The 23,232-nt window shown below is 72.2% G+C and carries 21 protein-coding genes; 5 read left to right on the top strand and 16 right to left on the bottom strand.

The window, feature by feature from the left end; all coding sequences use genetic code 11:
• Nucleotides 1-20 precede the first annotated feature (20 nt).
• On the bottom strand, nucleotides 21-1,118 hold the full coding sequence (locus ACLQ3K_RS03910) for a glycosyltransferase family 4 protein (RefSeq protein WP_425997180.1): 1,098 nt from the start codon (nucleotides 1,116-1,118) through the stop codon (nucleotides 21-23).
• Nucleotides 1,119-1,129: 11 nt separating this feature from the next.
• Between ACLQ3K_RS03910 and ACLQ3K_RS03915 the strand changes: the two genes are divergently transcribed.
• Nucleotides 1,130-1,690 (top strand): hypothetical protein, encoded by a 561-nt coding sequence (locus ACLQ3K_RS03915; protein ID WP_224644835.1) that lies wholly within the window; start codon nucleotides 1,130-1,132, stop codon nucleotides 1,688-1,690.
• Nucleotides 1,691-1,694: 4 nt separating this feature from the next.
• On the opposite strand, the gene ACLQ3K_RS03920 is transcribed toward ACLQ3K_RS03915, so the two are convergent.
• Together ACLQ3K_RS03920 and ACLQ3K_RS03925 are read right to left on the bottom strand one after the other, a co-directional pair.
• Nucleotides 1,695-3,038, bottom strand: a complete 1,344-nt coding sequence (locus tag ACLQ3K_RS03920) for a glutamate-1-semialdehyde 2,1-aminomutase (RefSeq protein ID WP_425997182.1) — start codon at nucleotides 3,036-3,038, stop codon at nucleotides 1,695-1,697.
• Entirely contained in the window at nucleotides 3,035-4,138 is a 1,104-nt protein-coding gene (locus ACLQ3K_RS03925) for a class I SAM-dependent methyltransferase (RefSeq protein WP_425997184.1), read from the bottom strand. The genes ACLQ3K_RS03920 and ACLQ3K_RS03925 overlap by 4 nt, the downstream gene beginning before the upstream one ends.
• Nucleotides 4,139-4,152: 14 nt before the next feature.
• Here ACLQ3K_RS03925 and rfbC point away from each other — a divergent pair, with 14 nt between their 5' ends.
• Nucleotides 4,153-4,707 (top strand): dTDP-4-dehydrorhamnose 3,5-epimerase, encoded by a 555-nt coding sequence (rfbC, locus tag ACLQ3K_RS03930; protein WP_224644838.1) that lies wholly within the window; start codon nucleotides 4,153-4,155, stop codon nucleotides 4,705-4,707.
• Nucleotides 4,708-4,712: 5 nt separating this feature from the next.
• Here rfbC and ACLQ3K_RS03935 read toward each other — a convergent pair whose 3' ends face one another.
• The 4 genes from ACLQ3K_RS03935 to ACLQ3K_RS03950 are packed head-to-tail and all read right to left on the bottom strand — an operon-like array spanning nucleotide 4,713 to nucleotide 8,409.
• On the bottom strand, nucleotides 4,713-5,729 hold the full coding sequence (locus tag ACLQ3K_RS03935) for an NAD-dependent epimerase/dehydratase family protein (RefSeq protein WP_425997186.1): 1,017 nt from the start codon (nucleotides 5,727-5,729) through the stop codon (nucleotides 4,713-4,715).
• Nucleotides 5,726-6,379: a PIG-L deacetylase family protein gene (locus ACLQ3K_RS03940; RefSeq protein WP_425997188.1), complete on the bottom strand. Its 654-nt coding sequence runs from the start codon at nucleotides 6,377-6,379 to the stop codon at nucleotides 5,726-5,728. The genes ACLQ3K_RS03935 and ACLQ3K_RS03940 overlap by 4 nt, the downstream gene beginning before the upstream one ends.
• Nucleotides 6,376-7,158 carry a glucose-1-phosphate cytidylyltransferase gene (locus tag ACLQ3K_RS03945; RefSeq protein ID WP_336669520.1) on the bottom strand — a complete coding sequence of 261 codons (783 nt, stop codon included), beginning with the start codon at nucleotides 7,156-7,158 and terminating at the stop codon, nucleotides 6,376-6,378. Before ACLQ3K_RS03945 ends, ACLQ3K_RS03940 begins: the two co-directional genes overlap by 4 nt.
• Nucleotides 7,159-7,161: 3 nt before the next feature.
• A complete protein-coding gene (locus ACLQ3K_RS03950) occupies nucleotides 7,162-8,409 on the bottom strand; it encodes a class I SAM-dependent methyltransferase (protein WP_224644842.1) in 1,248 nt (415 codons plus the stop codon).
• Between the two features lie 442 nt (nucleotides 8,410-8,851).
• On the opposite strand from ACLQ3K_RS03950, the gene ACLQ3K_RS03955 reads away from it, so the two are divergent.
• Genes ACLQ3K_RS03955 through ACLQ3K_RS03965 form a run of 3 tightly spaced genes read left to right on the top strand, consistent with a single transcriptional unit; the run spans nucleotide 8,852 to nucleotide 11,195 of the window.
• Nucleotides 8,852-10,405, top strand: a complete 1,554-nt coding sequence (locus tag ACLQ3K_RS03955) for a sugar transferase (RefSeq protein ID WP_224644843.1) — start codon at nucleotides 8,852-8,854, stop codon at nucleotides 10,403-10,405.
• Nucleotides 10,406-10,425: 20 nt separating this feature from the next.
• On the top strand, nucleotides 10,426-10,839 hold the full coding sequence (locus ACLQ3K_RS03960; protein WP_336669521.1) for a hypothetical protein: 414 nt from the start codon (nucleotides 10,426-10,428) through the stop codon (nucleotides 10,837-10,839).
• Nucleotides 10,836-11,195: a hypothetical protein gene (locus ACLQ3K_RS03965; protein WP_336669522.1), complete on the top strand. Its 360-nt coding sequence runs from the start codon at nucleotides 10,836-10,838 to the stop codon at nucleotides 11,193-11,195. Before ACLQ3K_RS03960 ends, ACLQ3K_RS03965 begins: the two co-directional genes overlap by 4 nt.
• Here ACLQ3K_RS03965 and ACLQ3K_RS03970 read toward each other — a convergent pair.
• The 9 genes from ACLQ3K_RS03970 to ACLQ3K_RS04010 form a co-directional block, all read right to left on the bottom strand.
• A complete protein-coding gene (locus tag ACLQ3K_RS03970) occupies nucleotides 11,173-12,237 on the bottom strand; it encodes a threonine aldolase family protein (RefSeq protein WP_336669523.1) in 1,065 nt (354 codons plus the stop codon). The genes ACLQ3K_RS03965 and ACLQ3K_RS03970 overlap by 23 nt on opposite strands.
• Nucleotides 12,234-12,938: an SDR family NAD(P)-dependent oxidoreductase gene (locus tag ACLQ3K_RS03975; protein ID WP_336669524.1), complete on the bottom strand. Its 705-nt coding sequence runs from the start codon at nucleotides 12,936-12,938 to the stop codon at nucleotides 12,234-12,236. Before ACLQ3K_RS03975 ends, ACLQ3K_RS03970 begins: the two co-directional genes overlap by 4 nt.
• Nucleotides 12,935-15,058 carry a DUF6421 family protein gene (locus ACLQ3K_RS03980; RefSeq protein ID WP_425997192.1) on the bottom strand — a complete coding sequence of 708 codons (2,124 nt, stop codon included), beginning with the start codon at nucleotides 15,056-15,058 and terminating at the stop codon, nucleotides 12,935-12,937. Before ACLQ3K_RS03980 ends, ACLQ3K_RS03975 begins: the two co-directional genes overlap by 4 nt.
• 91 nt (nucleotides 15,059-15,149) lie before the next feature.
• Entirely contained in the window at nucleotides 15,150-15,707 is a 558-nt protein-coding gene (locus ACLQ3K_RS03985; protein ID WP_425997194.1) for a YdcF family protein, read from the bottom strand.
• Between the two features lie 52 nt (nucleotides 15,708-15,759).
• A complete protein-coding gene (locus tag ACLQ3K_RS03990) occupies nucleotides 15,760-17,217 on the bottom strand; it encodes an NAD-dependent succinate-semialdehyde dehydrogenase (RefSeq protein ID WP_425997196.1) in 1,458 nt (485 codons plus the stop codon).
• A gap of 200 nt (nucleotides 17,218-17,417) precedes the next feature.
• Nucleotides 17,418-18,782, bottom strand: coding sequence for a 4-aminobutyrate--2-oxoglutarate transaminase (gene gabT, locus ACLQ3K_RS03995; RefSeq protein ID WP_425997198.1), 1,365 nt, complete (start codon nucleotides 18,780-18,782; stop codon nucleotides 17,418-17,420).
• The gene (locus tag ACLQ3K_RS04000; protein WP_425997200.1) at nucleotides 18,779-20,353 is read right to left on the bottom strand and encodes an APC family permease; all 1,575 of its coding nucleotides are present in this window, start codon (nucleotides 20,351-20,353) and stop codon (nucleotides 18,779-18,781) included. Before ACLQ3K_RS04000 ends, gabT begins: the two co-directional genes overlap by 4 nt.
• Nucleotides 20,350-21,216, bottom strand: a complete 867-nt coding sequence (locus tag ACLQ3K_RS04005) for a universal stress protein (RefSeq protein ID WP_425997202.1) — start codon at nucleotides 21,214-21,216, stop codon at nucleotides 20,350-20,352. Before ACLQ3K_RS04005 ends, ACLQ3K_RS04000 begins: the two co-directional genes overlap by 4 nt.
• Complete coding sequence (locus ACLQ3K_RS04010) at nucleotides 21,213-23,201, bottom strand: primary-amine oxidase (protein ID WP_224644853.1); 1,989 nt, start codon at nucleotides 23,199-23,201, stop codon at nucleotides 21,213-21,215. Before ACLQ3K_RS04010 ends, ACLQ3K_RS04005 begins: the two co-directional genes overlap by 4 nt.
• Between the last annotated feature and the right edge of the window lie 31 nt (nucleotides 23,202-23,232).

Below are 23,232 nucleotides of genomic sequence, written 5' to 3' on the forward strand. Positions count from 1 at the left end.
GGCTCAACGGTCGGCGCGGGCTACGGACGCGGTCGCGCGAGTTCCGTCCACAACGTCGCGAGCCGCGCGTGCCAGGGGGCGATCGCGAAATCCCCGGCACGCCGGCGGGCCCCGGTCGAGATCGTCTCCCGCAGTGCGGGATCCTCGACCAATCGCGCGAGCGCACCGGCGAGGGCGGGCACGTCGCCCGGCGGTACCAGGACGCCGTCCACGCCGTCGGTGATCGCGTCGGGGATGGCGCCGACGGGGGTGGTCAGCGGCGCGAGGCCCGCGGCCATCGCCTCCAGGAGGGCCATGGGCAGGCCCTCGTCGTAGCTCGGCAGCGCGAAGACCTGTGCGGTGGCGAGCAGCGCATCGCGCCCCGCGGGGTCGACCCAGCCGCTCACCGTCACCGCGTCGCCGACGTCGGCGGCCGCGACGGCGGCGCGCACCTCGTCCACCTCGCCGTCGCCCGCGAGGGTCAGATGCAGCCGAGCGCGCACCGCGGGCGGCAGCGCGGCCACCGCCGCGACGAGGTCGTAGCTGCCCTTCCGGACGCCGAGGCGGCCGAGCGCGACCGCCCGGACGACGCCGTCGACCAGGGCACCGTCGTCCCCGTGATCCGGGACCGGGGGCACGGGGTTGTAGAGCACCTCCACCGCGCCGCGCGGCAGCGCCATCGCGGCCGCGTACTCCTCGGCCAGCCCGGTGCCGAGCACGAGCCACCGATCGGCGGGCAGCGCGGCCCGCACGAGCGGACGGGCGGGGGCGGGCAGCCCCGCGACCCAGCCGCCGAAGTCGAAGCTGTGCCCGTGCACCACGGCGGGCACGCCGCGCACGCGCGCGGCCCAGAGCACCGGCGCCTTCCGGACCACGCTGCCGCCGTGCGAGAGGTGCACGTGCACGACGTCGACGCGGCCGCGCAGCACCGCGAGCACGCCCCGCGCCATGCCGGCCAGCCCCGCCCGCAGCCGCTGTCCGACGGTGCCGTCGATGTACGTGGTCACCAGCCGCACGTCGATCGACGGGTCCGGTTGCGCCGCCATGTGGCCGACCACCGTGGCGATGCCGCCGCGGCTGGACGGCCCGGGCGCGGCGGGGCCGACGACGAGCACGTGCGTTTGTGCGATCACAGACATAGTCTATCGGCGTGACCAGCCCCGAGAACCGCTCCCTGCTGCCCCTGTCCCTCGCCGTGCTGCACCTCGCCGCGCGGCGCGGCCGCGCCGCCCTCCGCGACGCGATCCGGCGTCCGGATGCCGTGCCCGGTAAGGAGTTCCGGATCGCCGCGGAGGGTTCGGAGATCACCCCGGCGGGCCCGGACGAGACGCTCGCGGCGGCCGTTCTCGCCGGCGTGCCGCGCGCCGACGCCCGGCGTGCCCTGCTCTCGGGCGGCCTGACGGGGATCGTCGTGACGCATCCGGACGGGCGGGTGGATCGCGCGATCGGCCGGGTCGACCTGGGCACCGGGACGATCGACGTGCACGTCACGCCCCTCGGCACGCCACCGGACCCCCGGGCCGCGGAGCCGCTCGCCGCCTACGCGCGCCACCGGCTGAGCGAGGACGAGCATCTGCGCCGGGTCTCGGTCACCGTGCCCGCCGGTCACCCCGTCGTGGAGCGGCTGGTCGCGGCCGGTTTCGTCGACGAGGGCTGGGCGCCTCCTGTGGGCGGCTGGACCGACGCCCGCCTGCTCACCCACCTGCGCTGAGGGGTCAGGCGCCGCGCAGCCGCCGCGGCGCGGCGGTCCGCCGCAGCGCGGGCGCCACGGGACGGCCCTGCAGCAGCCCGTCGACGGTGCCCGCCTCCAACGCCTTCCGGTAGGGCACGAGCGCCTGCGCGACGGCGTCGACGGTGTGATCGACGTCGGCGTCGATGTGCGCGGCGGAGATCACGAAGGACTGCCCGAGCACACCGCGGCGCAGCAGCTCCTGCAGGAACAGCGTGCGATACGCCTGCGACGGTGCGCCGTCGGCATCGCGGGTGGTGAAGACGAGGCAAGAGGGCCGGCCGATCGCCCGCACCGCGTCGCCGACGCCCGCGGCCTCGGCGGCGGCGTTCACCCCGTCGGCCAGGCGGCGCCCGGCCCGCTCCATCGCGCCCACCGGATCGCCCTCCCGGTAGGCCCGGGCGACGGCGCGGAAGGCGGTGAGCGAGACCGACTCCGGACCGTGCGTCGTGGACAGCAGGAAGACGCGTTCGGCGTCGGTGTTCAGGCCGCCCAGTTCCATGAACTCGCGCTTGCCGGCGAGCGCGGCGATCGGGAAGCCGTTGCCCATGGCCTTGCCCCAGCAGGAGAGGTCGGGCGTCACGCCGTACACCGACTGCGCGCCGTGCGGCGACCAGCGGAAGCCGGTGATCATCTCGTCGAAGACCAGAAGGGCGCCGTGCTCGTCGCACAGGGCCCGGACGGTCTCCAGGAAGCCGGGCTCCGGCTCGGCGAGCGCGGTGGCCGCCTCGAGGAAGACCGCCGCGATGGCGCCCGGGTACTCGGCGAACAGCGTGCGCAGGGAATCGGCGTCGTTGTAGCGGAAGCGCACGGTGGCATCCCGCGCCGCCGCGGGGATTCCGGCGTTCATGTCCGTGACGCCGATGAACCAGTCGTCCACGGAGAAGAAGGGCTGATCGCAGATCGCCACCAGCTCGCGGCCGGTCACGGCGCGGGCCAGCCGGACGGCGGCGGTGGTGGCGTCGGAGCCGTTCTTGCCGAACTTCACCATGTCCGCGGTCGGCACCAGCTCGAGGAAGTCCTCGGCGGCGTCGAGCTCGGTCGTCGTGGGCCGGCTGAAGCTCAGGCCGTCGTCGAGGCAGGCGCGGACGGCCCCCACGACGGGCGGGTAGGCGTGCCCCAGGGTCACGGCGCGCAGTCCCATGCCGTACTCGACGTATTCGTTGCCGTCCGCGTCCCAGACCCGCGCGCCGCGGCCGCGGGTCAGCACGGGCGGCATGAACTCGGGGTACTGATCGGCGCCGCGGGCGTAGGTGTGCGCGCCGCCGGGCACCAGGTGGTGCAGGCGGTCCTGCAGCGCGCGGGAACGGGCGAATCCGGGTTCGGTCATGGTTGGTTCACCAATCTTCCACGGAGGGCGGGCCAGGCGTCGAGCACCTCGTCGTACAGGTCGGGCAGCGTCAGCACGACGGGGCCGTCGAGGGTGATCAGGTGCTCGGGCGCGACGATCGGGATGTCGGTGCCGGGCATGCGGCGCCCCTGCTTCGACGGTGACGCGTCGGCCACGCAGGTCACGAGGCCCGCGTCGAGCCCGGCGAGCGCGAACAGGGCCACGGCCCGCGATGCGGCGCCGTAGGCCGCGACGGTGCGGCCCGCCGCGGCGTGCCCCTGCGCCCACTCCCGGAGCGCCCGGGCCTGGTCGGCGGGCGCGGCGCTGAGGGTGCGCAGGCCCGCGGGGGTGCCGAGGCCGGCTTCGGCCTCGGTCGCGAGGATCCGGCGCACGACGGGGTCGGCGACGCCCGCGCCGGGAACGACATCGGCCGTGCCGGCGTGCCGCACCGCGAGCAGCACGGTGCCGCCGTACAGGTCGAACTCGAAGGCGCGCACCGGCTCCAGGCCGGCGGCGGCGAGCAGCCGCAGCAGGGCCGTCAGCGTGTAGTAGCCGAAGTGGCCGTGCCGCAGGGCGGTCCACTGCTGCTGATTGACGATGCCGCCGAGCGGCTGGTACTGCAGGAGCAGCACGCCGCCGGGCGCGACGGCCGCCGCGCGCGCGGCGAAGGCGGCCCGCTGGTCCGGCTCGTGCATGATCCCGAAGCTGTCGAGCACCACGTCGGCGGGGCCATCGGTGTCGTGGAAGCCGCGGTCCGCGAGCAGCGGCACCCAGGTGCCGCCGTGCGGGCTGCCGAACTCGCGCACCGTCGTACCGGGGAGGAGGCCGGCGTCGGCGACCCGGCTCACCGCGTCGGCGGCCTGCTCGCGCAGGGCGCGCGGCTCCACGCCGCGCGGCTCGTCCGTCACGGTGTCGTCGTCGGCGAGTTGCGCGAGGCCGCACGCCGCGCACAGGTCCATCGCGAGCGGATGCGCGGATTCGCCGGGGTCCACCGGGGATCCGGCGGGCGGGAAGTGGTCCGCCGCGGGGACGCGGCCGAGGTCCAGCACCCGGGTGAGCTTGGGAGAGCCGCAGGCGCGGCACGCACGGGCGTGTCTCATGGCAGCATGTCCTCATGCGCATCGAGCAGACCGACCTGGCCGACGTCCTGCTGCTGGTTCCCACTCCGCACGCCGACGACCGGGGCCTGTTCACCCGCACCTTCGATGCGGAGATCTTCGACGAGTACCTCGGGGAGCCGGGCGCCGCAGCGCGATTCGTGCAGGACTCGCAGTCCCGCTCGGTGCGGGGCGTGCTCCGCGGGATGCACGGCCGCTCCGGCCGGGGAGAGGCCAAGCTGGTGCGCTGCGCGCACGGCGCGGTGCACGACGTCCTGGTGGACGCGCGACCGTACTCGCCCACCTTTGGCCGGTCGCAGGCCTTCCGCCTGGACGACGAGGCCTTCCGCACGCTGTACGTGCCGCCGGGCTTCCTGCACGGCTTCCAGGCGCTGACCGACGTGGCGGACGTCTGCTACCGGATCGACCGCCCGCACGACCCCGCCGAGGATCTCGCGGTGCACCACGCCGATCCGGAACTGGCCCTGCAGTGGCCGCTGGCCGCGTCGATCGTCTCGCCGCGGGACCGCGCGGCCGGCACGTGGGCCGACCTGCGCGCGCGCCTGGGCTGAGCTGGTCATCGCCGGCGCATCGACGCGTCGATCGCGCCCTCGCCCTGCAGCTCCTTGAGCACGGCGAGCCGGGTGAAGTCGTCGTGGAAGGAGCGTTCGGTGAGCCCGTACTCGGTGTAGGCACGGTGCAGCTCGGCCGCGCCGTCCGCCACCGTCCACTGCGCCTCGAAGCCGAGTTCGTCGCGGGCGCGGGAGAAGTCGACCCGGTAGGAGCGCGGGTCGTTGCCCGCCTCGCCGGTGATCCGGACCGCGGCGTCGGGCACCACGTCGACCACGGCCTGCGCGATCTCGGCGACGGTCACGTTGTTGCGCTCGGTGCCGATGTTGTAGGCGCGCGCCGAGATCGTGTCCTTCGGCGCGGTGAGGCAGGTGGCGAAGGCGCGGGCGATGTCCTGTGCGTGCACCAGCGGGCGCCACGGCGTCCCGTCGGAGAGCACCAGCACCTCGCCGGTGAGCACCGCGTAGCCCATCAGGTTGTTGAGCACGATGTCCGCGCGCAGCCGCGGCGAGAAGCCGAAGGCCGTGGCGTTGCGCAGGAAGACGGGCGTGAAGTCGGCGTCCGCGAGGGCCGCGGCGTCGTCCTCGACCCGCACCTTGCTGATCGCGTACGGCGTGATCGGGTTGAGCGGGGCGTCCTCGGTCACGAGGCCGTCGCCCGCGGCGCCGTAGACGGAACACGTGGAGGCGTACAGGAATCGGGAGACGCCCGCCTCCTTCGCCAGCCGCGCGAGCCGGCTCGACGCGGCGTGGTTGATGTCGTAGGTGATCTCCGGTGCCAGCGAGCCGAGGGGGTCGTTGGACAGGGCCGCGAGGTGGATCACCGCGTCGAAGCCCTGCAGCTCGTCGACGGTCACGTCGCGCAGGTCAGTGGTGATCGTGGGCGGGTCGGCGACCGCCGGCCCGAGGACGCGGTCGGCGAAGAGCCCGGAGTCGAGGCCGGTGACCTCGTGTCCGTCCGCGCGCAGGATCGGTGCCATCACCGTTCCCAGGTATCCCTGGCTGCCCGTGAGCAGGACCTTCATCGATTTCCTCCGAGATCTACGATCGCTTTTTCCAGCATGAAACCCTCGGCGTAGGTGGAGCGGCACTGGATGCCGCGCAGCCGCGCCAGGCCGAGGAAGGACTCGTCGTCGAACCAGTCGTGGTCGACCTGCGAGGGGTAGTGCTCCGTGAGCAGCCGCGTCTTCGCCATCGCGGCGTACGCCGAGAGCGGGTTGAAGACGGTGGGCCGCGGGGTGTCGGTCTCCCACTTGAGGATCTCGTAGCCGAGGATCAGGTGGTCCCGGAACTCCTGCGGCACCAGCTCCGCGAGCTGGCGGTGGTCCTGGTGCGCGTCGCCCCGGTGGGGCGCGAAGACGATGTCGGGCGATGCCGACCGCTTGAACTGCGCCAGCAGGGATTTCTCCCGCTGCCAGTGCGCGGGGGCCCGCCCGTCGGGCAGGTCCAGCACCGTGATGTGCAGTTCCGCCTCCGGCGCGAACGCGGCGAGAGCCGCCCGCTCCTCCGCCTCCCGCGGGGTGCCGGCGCCGCTGCCCACGAAGGCCCGCACGCGCAGACCGGGATTGGCCTCCGCGATCTGGAGCAGGGTTCCGCCCATGCCGATCGCGATGTCGTCGCAGTGCGCGCCGAGGACCGCGATCTCGGAGATCCGGCCGGCGGAGAGCCTGATCATCCGACCGGGTCCTTCCACACCATCCAGGGGCGGTCGCCGCGGGCGTAGCCGGCGTCGAGGTCGGCCCGCTCCTTGAAGGTGTCGGCCGGCTTCCAGAAGCCGCGGTGCTTGTAGCCCAACAGCTTCCCCTCCTTGGCCAGCGCCGTGCACGAGTCCGCCACCAGGTCGCCGCCGGGCGGCAGGTGATCGAACACCTCCTGGGTCAGCACGAAGTAGCCGCCGTTCTCCCAGATCGGGAACTCGGAGACGGGAGTGATGCCGGTGACCTTCGACTCGCCGTCCACGTCCACGCAGTGGAACGAGGACTGCGGCGGCACCAGCAGCATCGACGCGGCGGAACCGGTCTCCTTGACCTGGTCGATGATGGTGTTCATCGGGGCGTCGCTGAGCACGTCGGCGTAATTGGCGAGGAAGTACTCGTCGCCGTCCAGGTAGGGCCGCGCGCGCCGGAGGCGTTCGCCGATAGCGGATTCGAGGCCGGTGTCGACGAAGGTGATCGTCCAGTCGCGCATGTCTGCGCCGAGCAGCTCCACCTCGCCGCCGCGGATCACGAAGTCGTTCGACTCGGTCTCGCGGTAGTTGAGGAAGTAGTTCTTGATGTGCTGCGCGCCGTAGCCCAGGCACAGCACGAACTCGGTGTGCCCGAAGTGCGCGTAGTACCGCATGACGTGCCAGATCAGCGGCCGCGGGCCCACCAGCTGCATGGGCTTGGGCACCATGTCGTCCGCGGTGTTGCGCATGCGCATGCCGTAGCCGCCGCAGAACAGGACAACCTTCATCGCTCAGACCTCCGTGGTGGCGGCGGCCGGCCGCGCGGTGTGCAACTGGGGCATGGGGTAGACCACCTCGGTGCCCTGGTCGATCAGGGGACGCAGCTGCTCGGTGATCTCGGTCTCGAGGTTCCACGGCAGCACGACGATCACGTCGGGGCGGTCGGCGTCGAGCCGCTCGGGCTCGTGGATGGGGATGCGTGTGCCGGGGGTGAACCGGCCGTGCTTGTAGGGATTGCGGTCCACGGTGTACTCGAGCAGGTCGGGCCGGATGCCGCAGTAGTTCAGCAGCGTGTTGCCCTTGCCCGGGGCGCCGTAGCCGGCCACCCGCTTGCCGGCGGCGCGGCACTCGAGCAGGAAACGGAGCAGGTCCTGCCGGGCGCGGTCGGCCTGCGCCTGCATGCCGGTGTAGCCGGAGAGCGCGTGCAGCCCGGCCTCCTCCTCGATCCGCAGCACCTCGCGCACCCGGTCCGACGGTGCCTGCGCGACCCCGTCGGGGCGCGCCCAGACGCGGATCGAGCCGCCGTGGGTGGGGATGGTCTCGACGTCGACGACCGCGAGGCCCGCGGTCGCGAGCGCGCGCTGGGCGCTGAGCACCGTGTAGTACTGGAAGTGCTCGTGGTAGATCGTGTCGAACTGGCCCTCGGCGACGAGGGCGAGCGCGTGGTGCACCTCGATGCTCAGCCAGCCGTCGTCCGCGAGCAGGCCCCGCAGGCCCTGGGTGAAGCCCAGGAGGTCGGGGATGTGCGCGTAGACGTTGTTCGCGACCACGAGATCGGCGGGGCCGTGCTCGGCGCGGACCTGCGCGGCGGTCTCCGGGCCGAGGAAGGCGGTCACCGTCGGGACACCCTTGTCGCGGGCGGCCTGCCCGACGTTGACCGAGGGCTCGATGCCGAGGCAGGGCACGCCGGCGGCGACCGCGTGCTGCAACAGGTATCCGTCGTTGCTCGCGACCTCGATGATGAGGCTGTCGCCGTCGAGTTCGAGGCGTCGGATCGAGTCGTCGACGAATCGGCGCGCGTGGTCGACCCAGCTCGCCGAGAACGAGGAGAAGTACGCGTACTCCGAGAAGGTCTCCTCGGGGAGGATCAGCGCGGGGATCTGGAGGAGCAGGCACTCCTCGCAGATCCGGAGGTGCAGGGGGTAGGTGGGCTCGGGGCCGTCCAGTTCCGCTGCCGTGAGGAACATTTCACAAGGTGGTGTGGCGCCCAGATCGACCACGCTGCGCAGCCGGGGCGAGCCGCATAGACGGCATTTCATGATGTATTCCGTAACTCTTCGCGGGGCTTCGATCGTTGAGCATAGACCTTCACAGCTTTTCTGGTTGCAAACGGTTAATCATCTTGCGATTGCAACGCTGACGGTCTACGGTAGCAACCGGCGGCCATTCGATCCGCCGCGCGGCGCCCGGAGAGTCGAGGGGTGCCGTCGCGGAAGGACCGAGACCCGGATGCGGTGAGGATGGCTTGTGAACAGCGCGAACGATGTTCTCGGCGAGTGATTCGCACCGGACCCGGGGGTGGCCGTGAGCACCGTCACGCCCACCGGGCGGGGCGATGCGCACACCGGACCACGAAGACATGAGACGAAGCTCACTGGATTAGCTATTCGCAACTGCAATATGTAGATTGTCGATTCTGGCCTAGTGGGGACGGCGCATTGTTTCGGGCCCGCAGCGACGGACGAATGTGAGGAGCGGGACTTGTCGATCGACACCTGGGCAGCGGCACCTGTCGCCCCGGCGGAGCCCTTGCCCGTCGCCGTCATCACGCCCGAGAAGACCTCGACCGCCGCGCCCGACCACTCGGCTTCGTCGACCCCCATGATCGCCGTGCCGCGGGTTCCTTCGGCCCGCGCGGTGGCAGATGCCCACCGGACCCGCCTGAGCCGTCGGATCGTCGCCGCGGACGCGGCCGTCGCCGTCGCGGCCTCCGCCGCGGGACTCACGGTCGGCTACGCCGAAGGCGAGAGCGTCCCCGAACTGGCGGCCATCGTCATCGGAGCGAACCTGTTCTGGTTCCTCCGCCTCTGGCGCTCCCGGCCGATGGCCCTGCCCCTCCTCCAGCTCGGCTCGCCCGAGCTGCGCCGCGTGCTCGTCACGGCTCAGCTCGTCTACGGGCCGCTGGCGCTGATCGAGCTGCTCTTCCCCTGGATGCTCCCGCACGCGCTGTTCGTCGCCTCGGCGCCCGTCGCCGTGGCCGGCGCGCTCCTCGTGCGTCTCCGGTTCCGGCACAGCGCCGCCGCCGTGGCCCCGGTGCCCACGCTCGTGGTCGGCGGCTTCGCCTCGGCCACCGCGTCCGCCCGGAGCCTGCTCCAGGCCGACACCGCGGGCGCGCAGGTTGTCGGCGTCTGCCTCCCCGCGAACGACGCCGTCGTGGTCGACGCGATCGAGCTCTCCGGCACGCGGATCCCCGTCGTGGGCACCGACCGCACGGTGATCGAGTCGGCGCGCGAGACCGGCGCCGGGATCGTGGTGCTCACCGCCACGGACTCGCTCGGCCCCGACGACGTCCGTGAGCTTATGTGGCAGCTCGCCGCGGAGGGCATCGAACTCGTGGTCACGGCCGGCCTGCCCGACGTCGCCCGCGCCCGCATGGTCACCGGCTCCGTCGGGCGCACCCCGATGACGCACGTCGCAGCGCCGCAGCCCGCGCGCTCCTACGGGCTCGGTAAGCGCCTGCTCGACCTCGCGGTCGCCGGCACCGGCGTGCTCGTGACGGCTCCCGTGATGCTCGTGATCGCCGCCGCGGTCAAGGCGGACAGCCGCGGCCCCGTCTTCTACCGCGCCCAGCGCGTCGGCGCGGGCGGCGAGCTCTTCGACATGATCAAGTTCCGCAGCATGCACGTCGACTCCGATGTCCGGCGCGACGTGCTGGCGGACGAGAACATGGGCGCCGGACCGCTGTTCAAGGTCAAGAACGATCCTCGGGTCACCCGGGTGGGCCGGTTCATCCGCCGGTACAGCCTGGACGAGCTGCCGCAGTTCTTCAACGTGCTCGGCGGGTCGATGTCGGTGGTCGGACCGCGCCCGGCGCTCGCGCACGAGGTCGAGCAGTATCCGCCGGTCATGCTCCGCCGGATGCTGGTCAAGCCCGGCGTCACCGGCGCTTGGCAGGTCAACGGCCGGTCGAATCTCAGCTGGGACGAGTCGATCCGGCTCGACGTGGGCTACGTCGAGAACTGGTCGCTCGGCCGGGACGTGGGCATCATCGCGCGGACCGTGCGCACGGTGCTCGCCTCCGACGGCGCGTACTGACGGGACGTATCGTCGTCGGAGTGCAGGAGATCCCACCCCCTCCGACGGTGTCCGACGGCCCGCGGCTGCCCACCGACCGCCGCACGCTGGCGTGCGTCGCGCTCGGCGGCGCTCTGGCCGCCGTCGCCGCGAGCCGGCTCTCCTCCGCGCCGGCGTGGCGGGCCCTGGAGTTCGACGTCCGGATCGCGGGCCTCGCCGTGCTCTCGCTCCTGACCGGGGCGCTCTTCGCCCTCCGCGACGTGATCGGCGACCGCTGGTTCGCCTTCCTCGTCTTCGGGGTCCTGGCGGGATTCGGCTCGGTGGGCGTCTACGGCCTGGTGTCCCTGCTCGCGATGCCCCCGTCGGCGGGTGTGCGCTTCCTGTTCGCGGCCCCCGCCGTCGCGGCCCTGGGGATGGCCGCGGGCCGGGCGATCGTGCGGAGGGCGCGGCGATGACGCTGCTCGTCGCGCTCGCCGGGGCGGCCGGTTCGGTGCTCGGCTACCGGCTCCTCGCGGGCGGGCCCCGCTGGACCCGGATGCTGTGCGTCACCATCGCGGTCTCGGCCGTGTTGGGCGGCACTGCCCGGCTGGTGCGCATCGTGGGCGACACGGGTTTCGCCGCCCTCCCCGTCGCCCTGCTCGGGCCGATCGTCACCTTCCTGGGGATCGGTTGGTGGCTCACCGAGGCGCCGCGCCGCGACGCCTGGCGGGCCGCCCTCGTGGTGGGCGGCGGCGTCGCCGCGGCGATCCTCGGCTACCTCTCGATCGACCTCATGGGCCTGGCCTACGTCAAATTCCCACGGTTCGGCTGAGCTCCTCGGCGACGAGGGCGGCGAAGCCGCGGACGTCGTCCTCGGTGGTGTCCCAGGCGCACATCCAGCGGACCTCGCCGCGGATCTCGTCCCAGAAGTAGAACGGCACCCGCTCCATGAGCGCCTCGGCGGCGGCGTGCGGGAGCTCGGCGAAGACGGCGTTGGACTGCACCGGCTGGGTGATCGTCACCCCGTCGATCCCGCCGGTGAGCTCGGCGAGGAGCCGCGCCATCGCGTTCGCGTGCCCGGCGACCCGCAGGTACCGGTCGTCCGAGAACAGCGCGAGGAACTGCGCGGCCAGGAAGCGCTGCTTCGAGGCCAGCTGCATCGACAGCTTGCGCACGTACTCGATCCCGGGCGCGGAGGCCGCGTCGAGCACGACTACCAGCTCCGCGCCGAGCAGGCCGCTCTTGGTGCCGCCGACGCTCACGATGTCGGCGCCGACGTCGGTGGTGATCGCCCGCAGGTCCGTGCCGAGGCTCGCGGCCGCGTTCGCCAGGCGCGAGCCGTCGATGTGCAGCAGCCAGCCGCGCTCGTGGGCGTACGCGGCGAGGGACCGCAGCTCGTCCGGGCTGTAGACCGTGCCGAGTTCGGTGGACTGCGCCACCGAGAGCACCCGCGGCTGCGCCCAGTGCACGTCGCCCGCGCGGTCGGGCACGGCGGCGGTGATGGCCTCGGGGGTCAGCTTGCCCTCGGTGGTGGGCACGACGAAGAGCTTGAGCCCGGCGAGCTTCTCCGGGGCGCCGCCCTCGTCGACGTGGATGTGGCCGGTATCGGCGCAGACCACCGCGGACCAGCGGTCGGAGACCGCCGACAGGGCGACGACGTTCGCGCCGGTGCCGTTGAAGACGGGGAAGGCCTTCGCCCCGGCGCCGAAGATCTCGGCGATCCGCTCGCCGAGCGCGGCGGTGTAGTCGTCGGCGCCGTACGCGCCCTGGTGCCCGAGGTTGGCCTCGGCGATCGCCTCGAGCACCTCCGGCAGCACGCCGGCGTAGTTGTCGCTCGCGAATCCGCGCTTGGCGGGATCGTGCAGGCGGGTCATGCGGTCACCTCCGGTACCAGGGTGTCGACGATGCCGTTGACCTCGGCCGCGGGGGCGTCCCACAGTGCGACGAGGCGGTCGGCCACGTCGCCGATGGGCGTGTAGCGCGGGAACTTCCGCTCCGGGGCGTCGGCCCGCATCTGCGGAGTGAGCAGCGCCATGACCCGCAGGACCGCCGCGGCCGCGCCGGTCCCGGCGAAGCCGTCGGCCAGGGCGAGGGTCCACGCCTCGGCCGCGGCCTTGGCGGAGGCGTACATAGCGTTCTTCGCGGTCGGCTTCGCCACGGAGACCGAGGAGATGACGGCGACGCGCGCGTCCTCGCTGGCGGCGAGCGCCGGGTACAGCGGCTGCGAGACGTTCTGCAGGCTGCGGATCAGGCCCGCCTCGAGGAAGTCCCAGTCGGCGGGGTCGGCCTCGTCGATCGGCGTGCCGCCGCGCCAGCCGCCCACCAGGTGCAGCAGGCCGTCGGCGCCGCCGTGCTCGGCGACGATGCGGCGCACCGCCTCCGCGGTGGCCTCCCGGTCGGACAGGTCCGCGCGGTAGGCGCTGACGCCGTCGAGGGAGGCGATCGCCTCCGCCGGGGCGCCGCGCGTGATCACCGCGGGCTTCGCCCCGGCGGCGACGAGCCGCCGCACCACCTCCTGGCCCAGTGCCCCGTTCGCGCCCGTCACCACGACGGTGCGCCCCGTCACCCCGCTCATGCCGGTACCTCCGTCGCCGTCGCCGCCGTGATGCCCTTCGCGCTCTCGATCACAGGACCCATCTTGCGCCGCAGCGCCTCGTAGAACATGTTGAGGGGGAACTCGTCGGGGAGGACGAGGTCCACCAGGGCCTTCGGCGGACCGTCGAGCGGCAGGGCCGACGGGCCCTTCGCCCAGGTCGAACCGGGGCCGGGCGCGACGTAGGAGGAGACGAACTCGTAGCTCGCGAGCCACTGGCCCACCTTCGACCGGTCGATGCCGGTGCGGTAGAGCTCCTCGATCTCCTCGGTCAGCCGGATCACCTGGAGCGGCAGCTCCTTCCAGTCGAAGGAGAGGCGGTTGTCGCGCCAGCGCAGCGCGCCGTGCCGGTGCAGGTAGGCGAACAGGAGCTGCCCGCCGAGGCCGTCGTAGTTGCGTACGCGGTCCCCGGTGATGGGGAAGCGGAAGAGGCGGTCGCAGAGGATCGCCAGCTGCACCGGCAGCCCGTACGGGTGGCCCTCCTGCTGGAGGCGGTAGGCCTCGCGGAAGGTGGTCAGGTCGCAGCGCAGCTCCTCGAGCGAGTACTGCCAGTACGGCATCCGCTGCTTGATCATGAACGGATCGAAGGGCAGGTCGCCCCGGCTGTGCGTGCGGTCGTGGATCAGGTCCCACAGCGCGAACGTCGACTGGGCGAGGGACTGCGAGGCGACGAGCCGCTCGCCGTCGGGCGGCAGGCGCAGCGAGAGGATCTCGGCGGCCGCACTGGTCACCCGGCGGAACCGGGCCGCCTCGCGGTCGCAGAAGATGGCGCCCCAGTGGAACTCCGGGGTCTGCGCGACGGTCACGGTTTCGGGGAAGAGCACCGCGGAGTGGGTGTCGTAGCCGGGGGTGAAGTCCTCGAAGGCCACGGCCAGGAACTGGCGGTTGTCGAAGACGCGCTCGGTCTCGGCCAGCCACTGCGGCCAGACGACGCGCAGCAGCACCGCCTCGAAGACCTTGCCCGCGTTGCCGTTCTGCGTGTACATGGGGAAGACGACGAGGTGCTCGGCGCCGTCCACCCGGTTCCGGTCCGGGCGGAACGCCGCGAGGGACTCGTCGAACTCGGGGCGCTCGAAACCACCCTCGATCCACCGCCGGAAGTCGAAGGGCAGCGCGGCGAGGTACTCGGCGTCGTGGGGGAAGCGAGGGGCCAGCGCCGCGATCCGCGTCACGATCTCGTCGACCAGGTCGCCGGCGCGGCCGTGATCGGCGGGGTCCGGGACGGCGCCGGACGCGTCCTGGAGGCCGCGCAGCTCCTCCACGGCGGGCTTGAGCGCGGCCCAGTCGGGGGTGCTCGCGGCGCCGGAGTCGGTGGTGGCGGGCACGTCCTCGTGGGCGCCGGCGGCCCAGGTGACCGCGTTGGCCCAGAGGGTGCGCTGGTCGAGGTCGTCGATCGAGTCGTCGCCGACGAGGTCCGAGTCCGCGAAGACCACGACGCGGCCGCGATCGACCTGCAGTGCCGCGGCGAGGGGCCGACCGCCGGGCGCGGCGGTGTCGCTGGTGCGGGCCAGGATCGTCGCGTCGGGCGCGGCGGCGAGGTCGAGGACGCCGGTGCGGTAGAAGCACGCGCCGTCGACGGCGGCGGCGATGCCCTGGCCGCCCAGCTCGGGCGCGATGTCCGAGCGGACCCAGGTGGCGTTGCCGCCGTGCCTGCGCTCGCCCGCGGCCTCCTGCACGACCACCGACTCCACGTGCACCCCGAACCGGCCGAGCAGCTCGTCGAGGTTGTTGCCCGAGGTCGCGGTGTCGCACTCGGCGAGCACCACGAGCCCGCCGCCGTCCCGGACGTACTGCTCGATCGCGTCGAGCTCATCGGAGGCGTAGACGGGCGGCAGGTCACCCGTGACGCGCTCGACGCCCGGCCGCGCGAGGTGCGGAATCACGTAGACATCGGCCGCGGCCAGCTCCGCGACGCCGATGTGCGGGGCGAGGGCGTCGGTCACCGTCATGCCGCGGCGACGGAGCGTGTCGACCGCTTCGGCCAGGCTCGCGTCGGCCGGGTTCGGGGGAACCATCTCGCGCGCCCGGTCGAGCGACGTGGCCCACGCACAGCTGCGGGCCTGCTCCACCTGCACGCGAGGGAACACCGCATCGTCTGACATATCCGTACCGCCCTTTCACCTCTTACGCACGATCTTGACGCAACCTTAACGCCCGAGCGCTCTCGGAGGAAGTGGAACCGGCGCGAAGGCCCTAGCCGCAGCCGCCCTGGACCACGGCCTTCGCCGTGCCCACGAACTGGTAGAGGTAGATCAGCTCCCAGTCGGCGGGGCCGTAGTCGTACTCGCGGGGAACCGCCCGCATGACGGTGTCGCCGGAGAAGCAGTTGCCGTAGATGTAGCGCGAGCGGGTCAGGTGATAGCCCCAGCTGATCACGATCACGGAGGTCCAACCGTTCTGCTTCGCGAGCCGCTCGGTGAAGATCGCCTCGCCGCGGGTGGTGCTCGGCACGGGTACCTCGCAGGTCACGCTGATGTCGCCCACGCGGGTACCGCACAGCTCCCGCATCGTGCGGTCGTGGTCGTAGGGGTTCGAGAGCACGACGTTCTTCGACCAGCCCTCCTGGGCGAGCCGGATGCCGTACTCCTCACGGCCGTCGTGCTCGCCGCCGAGCACGATGATCGCGTCGACCTTGCGGAGGGGATCCTGCTGGTCGCCGCCGAACAGCAGGTACCCGGCGCCCCCGACCGCGGCGAGCGCCAGGACCACGACGAGCGTCGCGCCCCACAGGAGTTGTTGCAATCGACGCACGTCGCCACCCTACCGGCGCGCGGGAGCGCCACCCGCACGCGTGCGGGCCCCGTCACACGGGCGGGAGCGCGATGTACTTCGTGTTCAGGTACTCCTCGATGCCCTCGCTGCCGCCCTCGGAGCCGAGGCCGGACTGCTTGATCCCGCCGAACGGGGCGGCCGGATCGGAGATGACGCCGCGGTTGACGCCGACCATCCCGGCCTGCAGCCGCCGCGCGACGCGCTGCGCCCGCCCGACGTTCTCCGTGAAGAAGTACGCGGCCAGCCCGTACTCGGTGTCGTTGGCCATCGCCACGCCCTGCTCCTCGGTGTCGAAGCCGACGATCGCGGCGACGGGGCCGAAGATCTCGTCGCGGCGGATGCGGGCGTCGTCGGGCAGGCCGTCGATGACGGTGGGCTCGTAGAAGAACCCGGCACCGTCGACGGGCTTGCCGCCCGTGCGGACGGTGGCGCCGGCGGCGACGGCCTCGTCGACGAGCGCGGCGATGGAGCCGCGCTGCTTGGCGTTGATGATCGGGCCGATGGCGGACTCGGCGTCCCAGCCCGGACCGACCCGCATCGCCGCGACGCGCTCGGTGAGCTTGGTGGTGAAGGCCTCGCGGATGCCGTTCTGCACCAGGATGCGGTTGGCTGCGGTGCAGGCCTCGCCGCCGTTGCGCATCTTGGCGAGCATGGCGCCGTCGACGGCCTTGTCGAGATCGGCGTCGTCGAACACCACGAAGGGGGCGCTGCCGCCCAGCTCCATCGAGGTGCGCAGCACGTTGTTCGCCGCCTGGGCGAGGAGGATCTTCCCGACGCCGGTGGAGCCCGTGAAGGAGACCTTCCGCAGTCGCGGGTCCGCCATGAGCCCGCCCACGACGGTCGGAGCGTCCAGCGTGGGCAGCACCGACAGGACGCCGGGCGGCAGGCCCACCTCGGCGAAGACCTGCGCGAGCAGCAGCATCGTCAGCGGGGTGTCCTCGGCCGGCTTGACGACCACGGTGCAGCCGGCGGCCAGCGCGGGCCCGATCTTGCGGGTGCCCATGGCCAGGGGGAAGTTCCACGGCGTGATCGCCAGGCACGGCCCGACGGGCTCCTTGACGACGGCGATCTCGCCGGTGCCGGCGGGCGCGGTCGCGGTGCGGCCGCCGATGCGCACGGCCTCCTCGGAGAACCAGCGCAGGAACTCGGCGCCGTAGGCCACCTCGCCGCGGCTTTCGGGCAGGATCTTGCCCATCTCCAGCGTCATGAGTAGCGCGAAGTCGTCGGCGCGCGCGGTCACGGCCTCGAACGCGGCGCGCAGGATCTCGGCCCGCACGCGGGGCGCGGTGGCGGCCCACTCGTCGGCGACGGCGCTCGCCGCGTCCAGGGCGGCCGTGGCGTCGGCGGGCGTCGCGTTCGCGACCGACGCGAGGACCTCGCCGGTCGCGGGGTTGATCACGTCGAAGGTGCGGCCGGACTCGCTCGGGGTGGACGAGCCGTTCGACCACAGGCCGGTCGGGACGGAGTTGATCAGGTCGGTGACGTTCACGAGGGCCTTTCGAGGCAGTGGGGCAGGCGGGTGTGACGAGGAGCGGGTACGGGATGCGCGCGGACGGCTCTCGAATTCTGTCCGGTACGGACAGCGTGTCCGGAACGGACAGAATCCGAGAGCGCCACAACCGGAGGGGGCGGCTCTGCGGCGGGCGAGCGCCGGGGGCCTCGCCGCAGGCGCAGGCCTCCGCGGCGCCGCTAGGCGGAGGCCTCGCGGATCGCCGTCTCCAGCACGGTGAGGGCGTCGTCGAGCAGCTCGTCGCCGATCACCAGCGGGGGCAGCAGGCGCACGACGTTGCCGTAGGTGCCGCAGGTGAGGATCACGACGCCGGCGGCGAGGGCCTTGGCCGCGATGGCCTTGGTCAACTCGGCGTCCGGCTCCGAGGTTCCGGGGTGGACCAGTTCGATCGCGATCATCCCGCCGCGGCCGCGGACGTCGCCGATCACGCCGACCTCGTCGGCCAGGGCCCGCAGCCGGCGCACGGCCGTCTCGCCGATGGCGCGGGCGCGCGCCGGCAGCTGGAGGTCCTCCATCGTGTCCAGCGCGGCGAGCGCCGCGGCGCACGCGACGGGATTGCCGCCGTAGGTGCCGCCGAGGCCGCCCGCATGCACGGCGTCGAGCAGGTCGGCGCGGCCGGTGATCGCGGACAGCGGCATGCCGCCCGCGATGCCCTTGGCCATGGTGATGATGTCCGGCACCACGCTCTCGTCCTCGCACGCGAACCAGGCGCCGGTGCGGGCGAAGCCGGTCTGCACCTCGTCGGCGATGAAGACCACGCCGTTCTCCTTCGCCCACGCGGCGAGGGCGGGGAGGAAGCCGGGGGCGGGCACGATGAAGCCGCCCTCGCCCTGGATCGGCTCGATGATGATCGCGGCCACCGCGTCGCCACCGATCTGCTTCTCGATCTGAGTGATGGCGCGTGCCGCTGCGGCCTTGCCGTCGGCGTCGAGGCCGGCGGCCGCGTCGCGGTACGGGTAGGACATCGGCATCCGGTACACCTCGGGCGCGAAGGGCCCGAAGTCCTTCTTGTACGGCATGGTCTTCGCCGTCAGCGCCATCGTCAGGTTGGTGCGCCCGTGGTAGGCGTGGTCGAAGGCGACAACGGCGTCGCGGCCGGTGGTCAGGCGCGCGACCTTGATCGCGTTCTCCACGGCCTCGGCCCCGGAGTTGAACAGCACGGTGCGCTTGTCGTGGTCGCCCGGCGTGAGTGCGTTGAGCCGCTCGGCCACCGCGACGTAGCCCTCGTAGGGGGTCACCATGAAGCAGGTGTGGGTGAAGTGCTGCGCCTGCGTCGCAACGGCTTCCGCCACCCGCGGGTCGGAGGCGCCGACGCTGGTCACGGCGATGCCGGAGCCCAGGTCGATGAGCGAGTTGCCGTCCACGTCCACGATGACGCCGCCGTCGGCGTCCGCGGCGTACACGGGCACCGAGGAGCCGACACCGCCGGCGACGGCGGACCGTCGGCGCTCGGCGAGGCGGGCCGACTCCGGTCCCGGGAGGGCGGTCACGAGGTCGCGGACCTGGGGCAGGCGGTAGGTGATCGAGGGGGTCGTTGCGGTCATGGGAGGGTCTCCTTGTCGACGTCGACGGGGGCGATGGTGCGGCGGAGGGTCTCGCCGCGGAAGAAGGCGGGGTGGGTGGCCCGCCGGATCAGCATGAGGACGGCGCCCAGCAGGAGCAGGCCGAACCCGATGTAGAAGACGAGCCCGATGCCGAACAGCGAGGAGCCGCTGCCGTTCTCGGGATTCAGGCTCTCCTGCACCGAGATCACGAAGACGACCGCGAGGATCGTTCCGCCGATCAGCGGGAACAGGAACTTGTAGACGATGTTGTGCGGGCCGGTGAAGAGCTCGCGGCGGAAGAACCACACGCACGCGAAGGCGGTGATCCCGTAGTACCAGCAGATCATGATGCCGAGCGCGGCGATCGTGTCCAGCAGGGCGCGGTCGGAGAGCAGCTTCACCACGGCGTAGAAGACGCCCGTGATGACGCCCGAGACCACGGTCGCGTAGGTCGGCACCAGGTACCGGGGGTGGATCGCGGCGAGCTTCTTCGGGAACGCGCCGTACGCGCCCATCGCGAGCATGGTCCGCGCGGCGGGCAGGAAGGTGGTCTGCAGGCTCGCGATCGACGAGGCGAAGATCGCGAGGAAGAGCATCAGGCCGCCGAACTCGCCGAGCACCGGGCTCGCCAACGGGCGGAAGACGTTCTCGGAGTTGTCCGGATTGCCCAGCCCGACGCCCTCGGTCCCGACGCCCGCGTACATCATGACGGCGACCGCCACCAGCAGGTAGGTGATGAGGATCGAGACCACGGCGAGCAGGCCGGCGCGGCCGGGCACCGTCTTCGGGTCCTTCGACTCCTCGCCGAGCGTCAGGCACGTGTCCCAGCCCCAGAAGGCGAAGATCGAGCCGGTGAGGCCGACGACGAAGGCGGCGATCGTGATGCCGGTGAACGGGTTGAACCAGTCGAGGGAGAAGGGCAGCCCCGTCGGGACGCCGCCGGACCGCACGATCGCGGTGACCGCGAACGCCACCAGCACCACCATCTGGAAGCCGACGAGCGCGTACTGCACCTTGGCGCTGGTCGTGATGCCGCGGCCCGCGATGACCGTCGCGATCACCAGGAACAGCAGGGTGGTCGCGATGTTCACCGGCTTGTTCGCGGCGAGGTCGGCGAGCGACTCCTTCCCGGTGACCTGCGCCAGGAACAGGTAGAAGTAGTCCACGGCGATGGCGGCCAGGTTCGAGAGCACGATGATCGTGGCGAGCACCATGCCCCACCCGCACATCCAGCCGATGTAGGGCCCGAAGGCCTTGGTGGACCAGGTGAACGACGCGCCGCAGTCGGGCACGCGCGAGTTGAGCTCGCGGTAGGCGTACGCGGTGAGGAACATCGGGATGAAGCCGGCGATGAAGATCGCGGGCATCTTCAGCCCCACCGACGCGACGATCAGGCCGATGCTCGCGGTGAGCGTGTAGCCGGGCGCCACCGTCGAGATCCCGAGGATCGCGCCCGCGAGGGTGCCGATGCTGCCCTGCGCCAGGCCCTTGTCGACGATCTCCGTCCCGCCCGCGGGCCGTACCGGGGCCGCGTCTCCGGGGTCCTTGCGGCCCGTTCCGGCGGTGGTCATGCGAGGCCGGCCCGGGGGACGACGACCATCGGCACGTCGAGGACGCGGAGCATCTTGGCGGCCGTCGAGCCGAGGAACAGGCGCTTCGGCGCGGCGAGGCGGCTCGAGCCCACCATGATCAGGTCGCCCGCGTGCCAATCGAGGCTGTTGACGGCATCCTCGACGGTATCGCCGAGCACGACGACCGACTCCACGTCGGCGGTGGCGGGCAGGCGGTTCCGGGCCTCGTCGAGCACGGTGGCCGAGTGCGCGCGGGCCTTCTCGAGGGCCTCCTGGTCGGCCTGGTGCACGCCGGGCATGAGGTCGACCGCGATGAGCGAGACGAGCCGCAGGGGCACGCCCGCGCGCTCGGCGCCCGCGATGGCGGCGTCGAGGAGCTCCTCCGCGCCCGGCCGTGCGCCCACGGCGCAGGTCACCGACCGCACCCGCTCGGCCTTGCTGTGCCGCTGCCCGCGCGGGGCCAGCGCGACGGCGACCGGAGAGGAGTGGATGAGGTCGTTCACCACGGGACCGAGCGAATGCCGGCCCAGCAGGCCGCCGCCCGTCGCGCCGACGACGACGATCGCGGCGTCGAGGCGCTGCGCCTCGGCGATGATGCCCTCCGCGATCGAGTCGTACACGCCGATGTGCGTGGACGCCTCGACGTCGCCCGGCACGAGCTCGCGCGCCTGCGTCAGCCAGGCATCGGCCTGATCCGTGAGGACCTGGTCCACGAGGTCGCCGGAGACGTACGCGCCGGCCTGATCGGGCGGGACCACCATGCCGAGAGCGAGTTCCGCGTTCAGAGAGCGGGCGAGCTGCACGCCGAGCGCGACCGCATCGCGGCCGCCGTCGGTCGCGAGGTAAGCGACGTAGACCTTCATTTCTCTCCCTCACAGCAGGCCGATCCGGCGGCGGCACCGTCGGATTCGGTGGAACAGCAGGACGAGGACTTCGCCGGGGTGGGCGCCACGTCGATCGACGGGTTGCGGTCGAAGAAGCCGAAGGGCTTGAGCCAGAAGCTCACCGTGTCGGCCGGCATGATCGGCCAGTCCTCGGGCCGGGTGATGTGGTGGATGCCGAACGTGTACCAGAGCACCACGTCGGTGTTCTCGATCGACCGGTCGGCCGCGGTCCACGCAGGCAGGCCCATGCCGCCGCCGCCCTGATTCACGAATTCGCCGGCGGGCCAGCGCTCCTCGCGGTCGTTCGGGGTGACCCACAGGGTGTGCTCGATGGCGCGGCAGCGGTCGAGGATGGGGGACGCCGGGTCGAACATCGCGGGGACGTTCGCGGAGGCCACCAGCTTGTACGACGGGGACGTGCCGAGGCCCGTCTTCACGTTGTCGTTGACCACCTTCCACGACCGCTGCGTCGGGTAGTGCGGGTCCTGCTTGCCCTCGGACTCGGTGCGCAGCGGCGTGTTCACCTGCTGCAGCGACAGGCCGTACGGGTTGTCCGGCCCCGTGGGCACCATCCGCGTCTCGGACTGGTAGACGGTGTTGTTCTCGCCGTCCACGTCGAGGTCCATGCGCGCGACGATGAAGTGCTGGTGGAAGGGCGCGTAGGTGCGCTGATCGACGAGGGTGCCGTGCGGGTGCGAGCCGCCCTCGGGGAAGTGGCTGACCACCATGATGCCGGTGGCCCGCACCTCGCACTCGATGTTGCCGTCCTCGTAGAACCGCCAGTAGGTGAGGTACTCGTAGTTCGCAACGGTGACGTGGAAGGACACCGTGAGGCGGCGCATGCGACGGACCTCGGCGCCGGCGTGGTGGTCCACGTGCTTCCAGAGGACGGCGTTGTCCTCCTCGTGGATGCAGATCGCGTTGGCGATGTCGTAGGGCTCGCCCTTGCTGTCGTGGAGCGTGGCGTCCAGGTACCGGATCTCGCCGAGGCAGTCGCAGCCGAGCGCGAGCGAGGTGGTCATGAAGCCGAGGCCCCACTCGCCGATGTCGAAGGCGGTGCGGCGGTAGTGGTCCTCGCAGTGGTCGCGGTAGGGGACCATCATCTCGGCGAAGGAGAGCCGGTGCGCGATCTTGCGCACGTTCCCGTTGTCGTTGTAGGTGATCGCGTGCAGGGTCATGCCCTCGCGGTAGTTGAAGCCCACCCGCAGCGACCAGTTCTGCCAGGTCAGCTTGTTGCCCTCGAGGGTGAAGCCGGGGCCCTCGGGCTGGGTGATCTCGAGGGGCTTGCGCTCGGGGCGGGTGCTCGCCTCGCGGAGCTCCTTGGGCAGCATCCGCGGCACGTACTCGCCCATGATCTCCGGGGTGTCCACGCGGAAGGTGTCCTCGATGCGCAGCAGCTCCATCGTGTTCAGGTCGATCACGCAGTGGAAGCCGTTGACGGGACCGGCGTAGGGGTTGGCACCGTCGGACGCCCGGACCCAGGTGTCGGACCAGCCGATCCGGCGCCCCGCGAACTCCTCCGGGATCAGCACCGCGCCGTAGGTCCACGTGTCCATGAAGACCAGCGACATGTCGGTGTGCCCCCGCGCGGCCAGCGCCGCGATGACGTCGGGGTGCGCGCGCAGGGCCTGATCGGCCTCGTCCCACTCGTCGACGGTGACGTTCGCCTGCACGTCCGGGATGTGGTCGAACGACGTCACGGTGTCGGAGGTCAGCGAGACGCGGGCCTTGTAGGTGCGGTTCGCGGTGCGGTCGAAGAGCACCGCGACGGCGACGCGCTCAGCGGGCGTCCCGTCGGTGTCGAAGGCGGTGATCTCGGCCTTGCTCGGCTCGAACATCTCGATCGAGGCGTAGCGCCAGTCGGCGTTCACGCCGTGCTCGCGGGCGAGCAGCGCCGTGACGGCGCGGATCTCGTCGGCGGAGAGGGGATCGAGCGGGTGGGCGGCGGGGGAGGCGTTCTGCATCGCGGGGGTGCCTTTCTCGGCGGCTTCGGCG

It is taken from the genome of Tsukamurella sp. DT100 (genome assembly GCF_049844855.1).
Lineage (GTDB): Bacteria > Actinomycetota > Actinomycetes > Mycobacteriales > Mycobacteriaceae > Tsukamurella.